Raw genomic sequence first — 13,947 nt, 5'->3', positions numbered from 1 at the left:
GGACAGCCGGCAGGGCGCCGGGCGGCACACCTGCCTCCCGGCGTCAACCACCGCACGGCTGGTGTCAGAAACCGCCTGCCGAGCGCTGGTCCTGCTGCTTCATGTCGGCCGCCCGCTCGTCCAACTCGACCGAGAGCTTGGCGACGACGTCATTGAGGTCACCGAAGTTCGTCCGGATCCGCTCGGCCGCCTGGCGGTACTGGTCGGCCGCGTCGCCCTGCCAGTTGTCCAGGGCGGTGCCGGTCTCGCGGGCGAGGCTCTCGATGAGTCCCTCGATGGCCCGGTTGATCGACTGCATTTCCGAAATACCTTGTGCGATGGCGCCGTAGTCGTACTTGATGTCGGACATCCCGGCCTCCTTTCAAGTCGTTGCTCTGGTGGGTGTTCGGTGCTCAGAGGTCGGCAAGGATGCCGGTGCTCGTGAGCCCGCCGGCGTTGTCGCTGTCCTGGCTCTGGATGCTGCTGGCGGAGCGGTCCACCTGCTCGGCCATGACGTTCAGGTCCCTGGTGATGTTGGTCAGCTCCTGCGACCAGGTGTTCCGGGCCTCGATCAGGGCCTTCATCATCGCGCCCGTGCAGTGGTCGTCCATCGCGTCGACCGCGCTCTCGAAGCGGGACCGCTCCTTCTCGATGTCGGCGCCCGTGTCGCGGTGGTTCTGTGCGATCAGGTGCGCGACATCGACAGCGATATTCGTGGGCATCTCACCCCTCCTTGGCTGAACGGGCCATCATGTCCGTGCCAGATGTGTAATCGATCCGCGGCGGGTCGGGGGCGGGGCGGCGACCCAGGGGTCGCCGCTTCGGGGGATATCCCCCGTCAACCCCCCCAGGTCCTGGACACCAGCGCGGCGGCCGGGTCCAGCACCGCGCCGGTGGGCAACAGGTCGAGCAACTCCACGGGCACGTCGACCGGAGCGACCGCGGCGTACCCCAACGCCTCGACGCCGCCCGGCGGCGTCGGGTACTTCACGCCGTACTCGGTGACGAGGAAGAGCCCGCGACCCGGGCCGTACGGGTTGCGGGCCAGCACACCGGTTCCGGCGTCGACCAGGATCCGGTCCACAGTGCCCGTCGCCGGGGCGGCCCTCGGCACCGGCACGGCCCGGCGCGCGGCGTCCGCCCGCACGCGGGCGAGCGTGACCGTGATGGCCGCGCCGCTGGGCTGGTACCGCACGCACGCCAGCGCGGCGCGGTCGCTGACCGGACGCGGCGGTTCGGGGGGGTACCCGGTCACCAACTCGCCGCTGGCCGACATCGGCGCTGTCGTCAGCTCGTCCGGGCGGACCGGCAGGGGGCCGACCGGCACGCCGGGGTAGGCCGCGCCGATGCCCGGGTCGGCGAGCGCCAGTGTCGCGGCGGTCCGGGGGAGCCGGACCAGCCCGTCGGCGCGGACCAGGTACATCTCGCTGGTGCCGCGTACCGGGTCGCGCGCCTCGTACACCTGCCCGATGCGGCTGACCCGGTCGCCGACGCGAGGGCCGGGGCGGCCCCGGCCGGGAACGGCCGGAAACACCAGGTCCTGCCCGGCCGGTATCGGGTTGAGCCAGGCCGGCGTCACCCGGACCGGCTCGACGCCGGCGTATCCGAGGGCCACCGCGGCCGGCGGTGACAGGCGGTGCCGGCGACCCTGCCAGACCACGTGCTGCTGACCGTCCACCGCCGAGACCAGGAAGCCCTCGCTCTGATCCACGGGGGAGGCGGAGACGGCATCCCCGAGGAGGAGCACGGTGCCGGGCCGGCCGGCCGGGTCGGGCGGCTGGGCGCAGACCGTCCAGGCGCCGGTCGCCAACCTCTTGGCGTCCGGTAGCGCGTCCGGCGCGTCCGCGATGCCGATGGGCGCGCCGATCGGGACGCCACGCAACGAGTTGCGGGACACGTTGACCAGCCGCGCCGCCTCGCCGTTGCCGAGCACCAGCCGGGCCGAGGCGTAGTTGAGCACCGGGCGCAACTGGTCGTCCAGCAGCAGGTACCGCGCGCCGGTCTCCTTCACCAGGATCACCACGCCGGGCTGCCGCCACGAGCTGTCGCCGCCGGGACGGAAGACCCCGTAGATGGCGAAACCACCGGTGATCACCAGGGCGAGCAGGATGCCGATGACGTACCCGAGCAGGGGTCGCCGGTTCGGCGGATCGTACGGGTCCGGGCGGCCCTGGGCGAGCGCCGAGTTGAGCCGACCGACCAGGTAGAAGTAGGCGTGGACCTGATCCCGGCGGGATTCCATCTGTTCGCCTTCCCGTCAGCTGACCCAGGCCCGGACCAGCTGGTAGACGCCGAGCACCGCGCCGAGCACGGGCAGCAGCGCCACGGCGGTGATGATCTCCAGGATGTCCACCGCCCGTCCCCAGTACGGGCGCAGACGCCGCCCCGGCAGCGTGGCGGCCGCGGTCATCAGCACGCCGGCGAGCGCGGCGCCCGCGGGCACCACCACCGCCGTACGGGCCAGGTCCGACCGGTCCACCGAGTAGCGGACGAGGTCGAAGAGGACGAGGGCGACGGCCGGGCTCATGGTCGCCCAGCGCGCCACCGTGCCCGTCAGGTGACGGGCGCGCATGAAGAGCAGCAGCGCGGCGACACCCGCCAGGACCATCGGCCACCGCCCACCAGGCGCGACGAGCACCCCCGCCAGGACCGTCTGGGCCGTGGCCAGGCCGACCGCCAGGGCGGCGAGGTAGGCCACGCTGGCCCTGCCGCGATCGACCACCAGCTGGTGCGGAACGGGATCGATGTTCTCGCCGAGCTGTTCGGGCTTGCCGGGCAGCAGCGGCAGTTCCAGCCCGCCGAGCTTGAACGCGGCCGACGGCAGCAGCAGCATGACCACCAGCGAGCCGGCCAGGCCGCAGGCGGCCGCGGACTGCGACGTGAGCGTGTTCGTCGCGACGAGCACGGCGGGCACGGCCAGGCAGACCGCGCAGACCAGCGCCGCCGAGAAGAGCAGCCACGAGTCGGCGACGAGGGCGAGACCCATGGCGAGCGTGATCAGCACGGCGAGGAGGGCCATCGAGACGGCGACCCCGGGTGCGGCGTAGGGCGCGAGGGCCTGCGCGCCGAGCCAACCGGCCAGACCGGCGTACCCCGTCGCCAGGGCGGCCAGCAACGTGCCGGTCTGGGCATCGGCCGCGGCACGGCTCACCAGACCGGCGGCGCCGAGCAGCGCGACGGCCAGCACCGCGGCGACCGTGGCCCGGGCCGCCACCGGCCCACCCAGCGCGAGCAGGACGGCGCCGGTGGCGAGCAGCAGACCACCGAAGATCATCAGCATCCACCGGCTGAGTGCCACGGTCCAGCGGTACGGGTTGGTGCGCGCCTGTTCCCCGACGCCGTCGACCAGGTCGTCGAAGTCGATGGGGGGCAGTTCCTCAGCCCTCGGCCGCAGGTGCAGCGCATCGCCGTCGAGCAGGTTCAGCTCGGCGGCGGTGCGCTCCTCGTCCAGCGGTGGTTCGCCGAGGCGCTGCACCACCCATCCGTCGTGCGCCGCGCCCCGGTCGGGGGCCTCCGGGTCGAGCTGCACGAGCACGGCGGGAAGCACGTCGGTGAGCGGCACCTCTCCGGGCAGCGCGAGGTCGACGGCGCGCGTGCCGAGCACGAACCTCAGTCGCACCGGGGCGGCGATCCGTTGCCGGGTCAGCGGCTCCATCGTTGACCGGCTTCCTGTGTGGTGGATGCGTGCCGTCGGCCGGCCCGGAGACCGCGGCAAGGCACGCCCCGGTCGGAGGCTGCCCCCACCGCGACGCCGGATGCCGTGCCCGGGATTCGAGCTTCTCCGGATGGCGGCGTCGGCCTAGGGCTTGAATTCACTGGGCTCGTTGCTGCGGTCCAGGCGCGTCGGGACGACGTCCTGGCCGCCCTCATCCACGCCGAAGGGCACCTTGCTGAAGTCGAGCGGATCGGGGAGGCCCTCGATTTTCCTGCTGCCCCAGTCCTCGGGATCGCGGACGGCGCCGAACGCATCGTCGTCCAGGATCACCCGGTCCCCCACGATCTTCGCCCCGGTGTCGCCCGTCTCCGCATCGTCACCGGAGTCGAAGTCGGGTGGGGTCTCCGACTTCTTCACCTCGAATTCCGCGTCCGACATGTCCGTCACGGCCTTCTTGGCCTCCCTGTCGAAGGTGGCCACCGCGTCGGCGTTGGTTTCGTCGACGTCCTCGAAATTGTCGGCGATCGCCTTCAGTCCGTCCGCGATCTCGGTGCAGGCGAGCTGCAGGTGGCGCACGTGCTCAACAATGGCGTTGGCGCGGTCCTCGTAAACGAATTCCAGCCACTTGGCCATGTCGAACGAGCCGGCGTTCGGCGGCGACTCTTTCAACTGCCTGAATGCGGGCGCCCCCGCATCCACCAAGTCTCCGATTTCCTTCGCGGCCTTTCGCAGCCCCGCCGGATTGATCTTTGTTTCCGCCACAGCCGCCCCCTGCTATCGTGGGTGTCCGCACCTTCCTGCCAGGGCCCCGCATCCGCCTTCCACAGCGACACCGCGACCCGCCGCGACGATAGGCACAGGCGCTTTCCAGGACACGGCCGATCGACACGACAGCCGCCGGTCCGAGGGAAACCCCCCAGCAAAGGAGCGAGGCCGTGGGCACGGTGCTGTTCACCCGAAAGCCGCGCAGGGCCGGGCCGGAACCCCCGGTCGAGGAGATCACCCTCCAGGAGCCGCCGGCCATCCCCGAACCGGCGGAACGGGGCATCAGCGCCGTGCTGATGCTCGCGCCGATGGCGATCGCCTCACTCGCCATGGTGCTGATGTTCCTGCGCCCCAACGCCGGCACGCTCGCCTACGTCGGCGTCGGGCTGATGGTGCTCTCCGCGGCCACGATGCTCATCGTGCCGATGATCCGCAATGCCGGGCAGCACAAGCACCGGCTCAACGGCGAGCGCCGCGACTACCTGCGCTACCTCGGGCAGATCCGGCGCAAGGTGCGCGGCGCCATCACCGAGGAGCGCCGCGCCGCCCGCTGGCAGCACCCGGACCCGGCCGGGCTCTGGTCGGTCGCCCTGAGCCAGCGGCTCTGGGAGCGACGCACCACGCACCCCGACTTCGGCGAGGTCCGGATCGGACTGGGCGCCCGCCGCTCCACGGTACGGCTGGTGCCCCCGCAGGGCACCCCGCTGGAGGAGCTCGAACCGCTGGCCGCGCACGCGCTGCGCCGTTTCCTGCGGGCGTACTCGACGCTGCCCGAGGCGCCCATCGCCGTCTACCTACGCGGGTTCGCCCGGATCGGCTTCCAGGGCGACACCGACACCGTGCGGGCGTTGCTCCGAGCGGTACTCGCCCAGGTGGTGGTCGCCCACTCGCCGCAGGAGTTGCGGGTGGTGATCGCCAGCGACAAGCCGGAGTGGGCGTGGGCGAAGTGGTTGCCGCACGTGCAGGACGACAGCGCTCCCGACGTGACCGGCACCCGCCGGCTCTTCGCCGCCGACGCGAACGAACTCGAGGAGGTGCTCGCCGCCCTCGGCGTCCCCGACCGGCCCGGCTTCGAGCCCGACACCCCGGTCACCTCCGTCGAGCCGTACGTCGTGCTGCTGCTCGACGGGCCGCACCTGCCGGCGGAGCACCGGCTGGGCGGGGTGGGGTACCGCAACCTCGTCACGCTCGACGTGGCGGCGGGCCTGGGCTGGAGGTCCCGCCCGTCGACCCTGCTGATCGAGGCGACCGGGCAGCAGTTGCGCACGGTGACGTTCGACCACGCGGGCGAGGTGACCAGCAACCCGCTGTGCCGCCCGGACCGGCTCGGCCCGGTGGCCGCGGCGGCGCTGACCCGCTCGATCGCCCGGTACCGCGTCGGCCAGGGCACGGACACCGAGGAGCCGCTGGCCGCCGACTACGACCTGGCCCGGCTGCTGCGCCTCGGTGACCTGTCCGCGTTCGACCCGACGGCGTACCGCGCCGGGCGGGGCGCGGCCCAGCGGCTGCGGGTGCCGATCGGGATGTCCGCCGACGGGACCGCGATCGAACTGGACATCAAGGAGGCGGCTGAGGGCGGGATGGGACCGCACGGCATGCTGATCGGCGCCACCGGGTCCGGCAAGAGCGAACTGCTGCGGACGCTGGTGCTGGCCCTCGCCGCCCGGCACTCCTCCGAGGAGCTCAACCTCGTCCTGGTGGACTTCAAGGGAGGCGCGGCGTTCCTCGGCTTCGAGCGGCTGCCGCACACCTCGGCGGTGATCACCAACCTGGCCGACGAGCTGGAACTCGTCGACCGCATGCAGGACGCGCTCACCGGTGAGCTCAACCGCCGGCAGGAGCACCTGCGCGCCACCGGCTACCCGTCGCGCCGCGAGTACGAGCGGGCCCGCGCCGAGGGCGCCCGGATGGAACCCATGCCGGCGCTGTTCATCGTGGTCGACGAGTTCAGCGAGATGCTCAGCAGCAAACCGGCGTTCATCGACGTCTTCGCGATGATCGGCCGGCTGGGGCGCAGCCTCGGGGTGCACCTGCTGCTGGCCAGCCAGCGGCTCGACGACGGGCGCATCCACAGCATCGAGACGCACCTGTCGTACCGGATCGGCCTGCGCACGTTCTCCTCGATGGAGAGCCGCAGCGTGATCGGTGTGCCGGACGCGTACGAGCTGCCCAACGCGCCCGGCCACGGCTACCTGCGGCCGGACACCCAGACCCTGCTCCGCTTCAGGGGCGCCTACTGCTCGGGGCCGTACCAACCACCGAGCCAGCGTCGGCGCAGCACGGCGGGAGCGGGGCTGCTCCCGTTCGGCACCGTCAACGTGAGCCCCGAGCAGCCGGTCGACCCCGACCCCCAGCCCGAGGAGCCCCAGGAGAAGCCGCCGGTGCTCGCCGACGTGCTGCTTGAGGCGCTCCGCGGCGACGGTCCGGCGGCGCACCAGGTGTGGTTGCCGCCGCTGACGGAGAGCGCGACCCTGGAGAAGCTGCTGCCCCCGCTGGTCGACCACCCGACGTTCGGCCTGCGCCCGGTCGGCGAGTACGACGCCGGCACCCTCACCGTCCCGGTCGGCCTGGTCGACCTGCCGGCGTTGCAGCGGCGTGAGCTGCTGCTGGCCAACCTCGCCGGCAGCACCGGCAACGTCGGGGTGGTCGGCGGTCCGCAGTCCGGCAAGAGCACCCTGCTGCGTACGCTGATCTGCTCCCTCGCGCTCACCCACACCGCCGCCGAGGTGCAGATCTACTGCCTGGACTTCGGCGGCGGCGCCCTCGCGTCCCTGGCCCGGTTGCCGCAGGTGGGCAGCGTCGCGGGGCGGCTCGACCGGGACCGGGTCGCCCGCACGGTGCTGGAGATGACGAACCTGATGGTCCGCCGGGAACAGATCTTCGCCGAACACGGGATCGACTCGATGCCGAGCTACCGCCGGGCCCGCCGGGCCGGCAAGCTGCGGGACGTCGACCCGTACGGTGACGTGTTCCTCTTCGTGGACGGCTGGTACACGGTCCGCCAGGACTTCACCGAGCTGGAGGATCGCTTCGGCGAGCTGGCGTCGCGCGGCCTGAGCTTCGGCATCCACCTGGTGATCTCCGGCGGACGCTGGTCGGAGATGCGGCCGTGGTTGCGTGACGTGCTCGGCACCCGCTTCGAGCTCCGGCTCGGTGACCCGGTCGAATCCGAGGTCAACAGCCGGGTGGCGGCGACCGTCCCGGCCGTCCCGGGACGCGGCATCACCACCGACCGTCAGCACTTCCTGACCGCGCTGCCGCGCATCGACGGGCACTCGGGCACCGATGACCTGGCCGAGGCCACGGCCGAACTGGTCGAGGCGTTGGACGTGCCGGCCACACCCCGCGCCCCCCGGGTGCGGCTGTTGCCGGAGCGGCTGCCAGTCGCCGAGCTGCCGGCGGCGACCGCACCGTCACCCTCGGCAGAGATCCGCGTCCCGCTCGGCCTCGACGACGCGCGGCTGGAGCCGCTGTGGCACGACTTCGACGCCAGCCCGCACCTGCTGATCTTCGGCGACACGGAGACCGGCAAGACGAACCTGCTGCTGCACATCGCGCGCGCCATCGCCGCCCACCACACGCCCGCGCAGGCGCGGGTGGTCCTCGGCGACTTCCGGCGCGAGCTGCACGACGCGATCCCGCAGGAGCACCAGATCGGGTACTCGATGTCAGCGGAGCGCCTCGCGGCGACGCTGGCCGAGGCGGGAACGGTGCTGACCAAGCGCCTGCCCGGTCCGGACATCCCGCCGAGCCGGCTGCCCCGCCGCGACTGGTGGACCGGCGGGCGGCTGTTCGTCCTCGTCGACGACTTCGAGCTCATCGAGAGCGGCCGGGAGAATCCGCTCCAGCCGCTGCTGCCGCTGCTGCCGCACGGCGCCGACATCGGGCTCCACCTGATCATCGCCCGGAGCACCGCCGGCGCCGGCCGGGCCATGTCCAACCCGGTCATCCGCCGGGCCTGGGAGCTGGGCGCGCCGGCGATGCTCCTGTCCTGCCCGCGGGAGGAGGGCGCGTTCCTCGGCACGGTCAAGCCCCGCAGCCTCCCGACGGGGCGCGGCCAGTACATCAACCGTCGCCGGCAGGTACGGCTCGTCCAGACGCCCGAGGTCACCACGGCATAGCGGCCACCGCCTCCCGGCGGGACGGCGGTGGGCTCAGGAGCGGCGTGCCCGATCCGCCGGCCCGGCCCGCGCGGGCCGCCAGCGACGCCGGTTTCCGGCCGGCAGGAGGGCGGCGAGCAGGGCGACGAGGCCGATGGCGACCACGGTGACGCCGGCGGCGAGCGCCGCCAGCCGCGGCCCCGTCGGGTCGGGCGGGGGAAGGTCCGGCCGGCGGGCCGGCGGCGGCACCACCGCGACGGCGTCGCCGCCCTCCTCGGCGAGCACCGTGGCGACCGCGGCGGCCGGGTTGACCACCCCCCAGCCGAAGCCGGGGTCCGGCAGGACGGCGGCCGGATGGTCGGCGGTGGCGAGCAGCCGCGCCCGCACCTGCGCCGCGGTCAGCCCCGGCCGGTACGACCGGACGAGCGCCGCCGTGCCGGCCACGAACGGTACGGCGTAACTGGTGCCGCTGCCCTGCCAGTGGCCCGGGCCGCCGGGCCCGACGCTGGTCACGTCCACGCCCGGCGCGACCAGCCCGAGATGCTTGCCGGTCTGGGAGAAGTCGGCGAGCGCGCCGGTGGAGTCGATGGCGCCGACGGCGATCACCGTGGGCAGCGCGGCCGGATACGCGACGATCTTGTTCTGGTCGGCGCCGTTGGCGGCTGCCGCGACGACCACGACATCCTGCCTCTCGGCGTACTCGATGGCGCTGACCAGGCTCGGCTCCGGCACCGGCGTGCTGGCCGAGATGTTGACGACCTTGGCGCCCGCGTCCACGGCGGCGCGCACGCCGTCGGCGAGCCGGGACGCGGTGCCGTCCTCCATGCTGTTGGTCACCCGGATCGGCAGGATCCGCGCGTCGGGGGCGACGCCCGCGAAGCCGCTCCCCGCCACCGGTGCCGCACCGATGATGCCGGCCACGAAGGTGCCGTGACCGAAGCAGTCGTTGTCGGCGCGGGGCCGGCCGGCGGCGGTCAGGTCGGCACCCCGCAGCACCCGGCCACGCAACTGCGGAATGCCCGCGTCGACACCGGTGTCCACGACGCCGACCAGCACACCCTCGCCCCTGGAGAGCGGCCAGGCCCGCTCGATGCCGAGCCGCTGCTGGCCCCACGACACCCCGGTCTCGGTGCTCGTCGGCGCCTGGCGGCACGTGCCGTCCTCGGCGGCCGGGGGAGTCGGTGCCGCCGTCACCGCGACCAACGCGATCGCCGCGACGGCCGCCCGGTGGGTGGGGCGTCCCCGGCCCGTGTCCCTCACGAGTACGCCACCGCCGTCCCGGCGAGCCCCAACCCCGGGCCGGCGAGCCGCGCCACGAGGTCGCCGTCCTCGATCGCGTGCCGGGTCTGGTTCTGCCGCTGGGCGAGCGCCCGCACGAGCCGGCCGAGGGCGACCCGGTCCACCTCGTCGAGCCCGGCCGAGCCGGGGCGCTCGCCCGGGAGCACCTCCCGCAGCAGTATCGCGGTGGAGGGCAACGCGGCACCGTCGCCGCGTCCCGGCTTGGAACTGCGCACATCGAGCACCTTGAACCGGGTGCCGCAGAGGAACGTCGCCTCCTCGAGCGGCCGTTCGGGCGGCGCGAGCACCGATGTCTGGCAGGCGGTACGGGACCAGATCAGCAGGTCCACGTCGGCGCCGGGCACCGCGACGTCCAGCCGGGCGCTGACGCTGTGGAAGGCCGGCTCGGTCAGCAGGGCACCGACGGGGTAGCTCCGCTCGACCGGCTCGGTCAGCCTGGCCTGGCAGAGCACCGCGCGGCGGTGCCGCGGCAACCGCCGCATCCCGGAGACCAGGCAGGGCAGGTACCCGCCGAGGTCGGGGGTCCGGCCGGCCCGGAGGGCGGCGTTGAGCCGTACCCCGCCCCACCCGGTGTGGCCGAGGTAGACGCAGACGGCGGCGTAGTCGGCCCTGGCGCCCGGCGAGTCGTCCCGCAGCGCGGGCCAGGTCGAGAGGGCCGTGTTCACGACCCCCAACGTCTCGGTGTACGCGGGGCCGAGGGCCGCCACGAACTCGCGCTGCTCGGCTGCGGTACTGGCCCGGTCCTCCATCAGCACGGCCGCCGGCGCGGCCGGTCTCGGCGTGGCGTAGGGCACCGCCCGGGGGGCACGGCGCGGCCTTTCGGGCTCGGCGGGCGGGTGCCCGGGTGCCGGCTCCGCCCGGCTGACCACCTGCGTGACGCTCGCCGGTGCAGGCCCGACCGGCGGCGGCGCGGTGGCGCGCGCTGCCGGGGCGGGCGGCTTGGTGGTGGACGGTGCCGTGTCGGGCGGCGCGGTGGTGGATGGGGCGGTGGCGTGCGGTGCCGGAGCGGGCGGCGCGGTGTCGGGCGGCGCGGCGGTGTCGGTCGGTGCGGTGGGCGCCGCCATGGGCTCGTCCACCGGCGGCCCGGCGACCGTCACCACCGGCGTCGCAGAGACCGTGACGATGCTCCGATACCCGCCGGCCGCCGACGCTGCCCCGCTGGGCGGGGCATCGAGACCGGCGCTCGCGGCCGGCGGCGTGGCGGTCCCGGTCGACGACGTCTGCGGCGCGGGGGTCCCGGCCACCGGCGTCTGCGGTGCGGGGGTCCCGGTCGACGGCGTCTGCGGCGTGGCGGTCCCGGCCACCGGCGTCTGCGGCGTGGGGGTCCGTGCCATCGGCGTCCGCGCGGGGGTACCGGCCGGCCGGGCGGCGGGCGCGGCGGTCGGGTCCCCGAAGTCCCAGCCGGCGTCCTCGGCCAGTTCGGCGATGACGTCCCGTTGCGCCCGGGTGGCGTCGCCGGCGATCCGCAGCCGCAGCGTGCCGGAACGTTCGGCGGCCCCGCCCGCGACGAGCCGCCGCACCGCCGTCACCAGCGCCGCCGGCACGGGGAGCCCCGCCGTGCCGACGGTCATCGTCGACGCCTGCGGGTCGACGGCAGCCAGCGCGTCAGAGGCGTACGAGTCACGCGGGCGAAGCAGGATGCCGGCGGGCACCACCTCCGCGACCACCGCCCCGTCGTCCCCCAGCCACCAGAGCCGGGCGTCCCGCCGCGACCAGCCCGTCACCAGCACGGACGGCACCCGCTCGGCCGACGCGCCGTCCGGCAGCGACTCCTTCTCGGTGGCCGGATAGCGGTGGGTGAGGAGGTCACCCGGGCCGTCCGGGTGGAACTGCCGCCACCCGGCCGCGCCGGTGGCCGGGCCCGCGTACAGGCCGCCGCCGGGGAGGAGGGTGAACGGGCCGTCCGCCGCGACGATGTCCACACCGGAGGCCAGGCAGAGGGTGGCCAGCCGGGCGGAGTCGGCGCCCTTGGTGCCGCTGAGGGCAGGATGGCCCAGCCAGACCCGCCGGGCGTGTGGCCGGGTGGCGCGCGCCGCCTCGCGGATCGCCCGCACGACGACCTTCTTGGCCGTCGGGTGGGCGCCGGCCCGGGACGACACCAGCACCAACGCTTCCCCCGCCGGCCCCGCCGCCGTCCGCAGCGTGCGCCAGTAGTCGTACGGCGGGTCGGCGGGATGCGTGACGAGCACCACGGCACCGTGCCGCTCGACGATCAGGTCATCGGAGAGGGCGGGCCGCGCCAACGTCGGCCGCCGGCTGCGGCGCAGCGACAACCTGCCCATGCCAGCAGCATGCCGGGGCGCGCGGGGCGGTGGCCACGCCCCGGTCGCAACCGGAACGAGACTGGGGGATTCCCCTCACGCGAGCCCGGGACGACCGGGGCCGACCCTCGCCGATCCGGTGTTGAGCCGGGCGGCCTGGCGCATCAGGTGGTCCCGTTCGGCGAGGTTGGGTGCCTTCCGGGCCGCCTCGGCGTACAGCCGTGCCGCCGTCGGCAGGTCGCCGTCGCGCTCGTGCAGGTGCGCCGACACCGCGGCGTGGCGGGGCACCGAGTCGTCCAGTGCCGCGAGCGCGGCCAGCCCGGCGCGCGGCCCGTCGGCCTCGCCGACGGCCACCGCGCGGTTGAGCCGGACGATCGGGCTGTCGGTCAGGCGGACGAGTTCGTCGTACCACTCGATGACCTGCACCCAGTCGGTCTCCCCTGCGGTGGGCGCGTCGGCGTGCAGCGCCGCGACGGCGGCCTGGGCCTGGAACTCGCCCAGCCGGTCGCGGACGAGGGCCGCCTGGAGGATCTCGACGCCCTCGGCGATCGAGGCGGTGTCCCACCGGGCGCGGTCCTGCTCGGCGAGCGGCACCAGGCTGCCGTCGGGCCTGGTCCGGGTGGGCCGCCGGGCGTGGTGCAGCAGCATGAGGGCGAGCAGCCCCGCCACCTCGGGATGGTCGATCGCGGCCGCGAGCTGCCGGGTGAGCCGGATGGCCTCGGCGGCGAGGTCGACGTCGCCGGAGTAGCCCTCGTTGAAGACCAGATAGAGGACGCGTAGCACGGTGGCGACGTCGCCGGGCTGGTCGAACCGCACGCCGGAGACGGTGCGTTTGGCGCGGCTGATGCGCTGCGCCATGGTCGCCTCGGGCACCAGGTACGCCTCGGCGATCTGGCGGCTGGTCAGCCCGCCGACGGCGCGCAGCGTGAGCGCGACCGCCGACGACGGCGTCAGCGACGGATGGGCGCACAGGAAGTAGAGCTGGAGAGTGTCGTCCACCTCGGGCGCGGGGCCGGGATCCGACTCCTCGTCGACGAGGTGTTCACGCCGGCGGCGGGCGGCGTCCGCCCGGGTGGCGTCGAGGAACCGGCGCCAGGCGACGGTGACCAGCCAGCCCTTCGCATCCCGCGGCGGGTCGACCGGCCACACCCGGACCGCCTCGACCAGCGCGTCCTGCACGGCGTCCTCGGCCGCCGCGAAGTCGGCGCCGCGGCGGACGAGGACCCCGAGCACACCCGGCGTGAGGCTCCCGAGCAGGGCCTCGTTCACCGGGTCACTCCGTGATGGTGGGCGGCGCGGTCAGGAACGGGCGCACCTCGAGCCACTCGTGGATCGGCATCCCGCCCGCCCCGGGGGCCGCCGACAGCTCGGCGGCCAGCTCGAGGGCGCGCTCGTAGCTGTCCACGTCGATCGCCATCCAGCCGGCGATGAGGTCCTTGGTCTCCGCGAACGGGCCGTCGGTGACCGGCGGGCGGCCCGCACCGTCGTAGCGCACGAACGTTCCCTCGGGAGCGAGCGCCTGACCGTCCACGTACTCCCCGGTGCCCTCGAGCCGGACCGCGAAGTCGTGCATGTACCGGAGGTGCGCCGAGATCTCCTCCGGCGTCCACCGGTCCATGGGCACGTCGTTGACCGGTGCCGGGGCGCCGCGGTAGTGCTTGAGCAGCAGGTACTTGGCCATCGTGTTTCCCCTCAAATGCTGGTGTGACCATCTTGGTCGTTCAGCGCTGGGACGGTGCCGGTCCCGGCTTCTCGACATCGCCGACGAAAATTATCCGGCGGTGCGTGCACGCCGTCCTGCCCGACCTGGAAGAACGCGGTCTGCTGGACGTGCGTCCCTTGGTAGGTACTCCGTACGTCCCCAGACCTCCTGGTCGGTCCGGAGATA

Annotated in this window: 10 protein-coding genes; 1 reads left to right on the top strand and 9 read right to left on the bottom strand. The window is 74.1% G+C overall.

Annotated elements, in window-relative coordinates:
* Positions 1–64: 64 nt before the first annotated feature.
* The 5 genes from ACQ452_RS27495 to ACQ452_RS27475 all read right to left on the bottom strand — a co-directional run bounded on the left by ACQ452_RS27495 (position 65) and on the right by ACQ452_RS27475 (position 4,396).
* Positions 65–349: a WXG100 family type VII secretion target gene (locus ACQ452_RS27495; RefSeq protein WP_433388597.1), complete on the bottom strand. Its 285-nt coding sequence runs from the start codon at positions 347–349 to the stop codon at positions 65–67.
* Positions 350–392: 43 nt separating this feature from the next.
* On the bottom strand, positions 393–701 hold the full coding sequence (locus ACQ452_RS27490) for a hypothetical protein (RefSeq protein ID WP_433388595.1): 309 nt from the start codon (positions 699–701) through the stop codon (positions 393–395).
* A 116-nt stretch (positions 702–817) separates the two neighbouring features.
* Complete coding sequence (eccB, locus tag ACQ452_RS27485) at positions 818–2,221, bottom strand: type VII secretion protein EccB (protein ID WP_433388594.1); 1,404 nt, start codon at positions 2,219–2,221, stop codon at positions 818–820.
* Positions 2,222–2,236: 15 nt separating this feature from the next.
* The gene (gene eccD, locus ACQ452_RS27480) at positions 2,237–3,634 is read right to left on the bottom strand and encodes a type VII secretion integral membrane protein EccD (RefSeq protein WP_433388592.1); all 1,398 of its coding nucleotides are present in this window, start codon (positions 3,632–3,634) and stop codon (positions 2,237–2,239) included.
* A gap of 144 nt (positions 3,635–3,778) precedes the next feature.
* Positions 3,779–4,396, bottom strand: coding sequence for a hypothetical protein (locus ACQ452_RS27475; protein ID WP_433388591.1), 618 nt, complete (start codon positions 4,394–4,396; stop codon positions 3,779–3,781).
* Positions 4,397–4,569: 173 nt separating this feature from the next.
* Between ACQ452_RS27475 and eccCa the strand changes: the two genes are divergently transcribed.
* Positions 4,570–8,520: a type VII secretion protein EccCa gene (eccCa, locus tag ACQ452_RS27470; protein ID WP_433388589.1), complete on the top strand. Its 3,951-nt coding sequence runs from the start codon at positions 4,570–4,572 to the stop codon at positions 8,518–8,520.
* 33 nt (positions 8,521–8,553) lie between these two features.
* Here eccCa and mycP read toward each other — a convergent pair whose 3' ends face one another.
* From mycP to ACQ452_RS27450, 4 genes are all read right to left on the bottom strand, one after another.
* Positions 8,554–9,759: a type VII secretion-associated serine protease mycosin gene (gene mycP, locus ACQ452_RS27465; protein WP_433388587.1), complete on the bottom strand. Its 1,206-nt coding sequence runs from the start codon at positions 9,757–9,759 to the stop codon at positions 8,554–8,556.
* Complete coding sequence (locus tag ACQ452_RS27460) at positions 9,756–12,080, bottom strand: hypothetical protein (RefSeq protein ID WP_433388585.1); 2,325 nt, start codon at positions 12,078–12,080, stop codon at positions 9,756–9,758. Before ACQ452_RS27460 ends, mycP begins: the two co-directional genes overlap by 4 nt.
* Positions 12,081–12,155: 75 nt before the next feature.
* The gene (locus ACQ452_RS27455) at positions 12,156–13,328 is read right to left on the bottom strand and encodes an RNA polymerase sigma factor (protein WP_433388583.1); all 1,173 of its coding nucleotides are present in this window, start codon (positions 13,326–13,328) and stop codon (positions 12,156–12,158) included.
* A gap of 4 nt (positions 13,329–13,332) precedes the next feature.
* Entirely contained in the window at positions 13,333–13,740 is a 408-nt protein-coding gene (locus ACQ452_RS27450) for a YciI family protein (protein ID WP_433388581.1), read from the bottom strand.
* Positions 13,741–13,947: the final 207 nt, after the last annotated feature.

The sequence above is a fragment of the Micromonospora sp. KLBMP9576 genome, from assembly GCF_050941805.1.
Classification (GTDB): domain Bacteria; phylum Actinomycetota; class Actinomycetes; order Mycobacteriales; family Micromonosporaceae; genus Micromonospora.
Note: the sequence above shows the minus strand (reverse complement) of the source record. Positions and strands in the feature narration are given on the sequence as shown.

Bases quoted from the DNA above. Each gene is read 5' to 3' on its own strand.
- ACQ452_RS27495 (WP_433388597.1), bottom strand. From the start codon at position 349: ATGTCCGACATCAAGTACGACTACGGCGCCATCGCACAAGGTATTTCG.
- ACQ452_RS27490 (WP_433388595.1), bottom strand. From the start codon at position 701: ATGCCCACGAATATCGCTGTCGATGTCGCGCACCTGATCGCACAGAAC.
- eccB (WP_433388594.1), bottom strand. From the start codon at position 2,221: ATGGAATCCCGCCGGGATCAGGTCCACGCCTACTTCTACCTGGTCGGT.
- eccD (WP_433388592.1), bottom strand. From the start codon at position 3,634: ATGGAGCCGCTGACCCGGCAACGGATCGCCGCCCCGGTGCGACTGAGG.
- ACQ452_RS27460 (WP_433388585.1), bottom strand. From the start codon at position 12,080: ATGGGCAGGTTGTCGCTGCGCCGCAGCCGGCGGCCGACGTTGGCGCGG.
- ACQ452_RS27450 (WP_433388581.1), bottom strand. From the start codon at position 13,740: ATGGCCAAGTACCTGCTGCTCAAGCACTACCGCGGCGCCCCGGCACCG.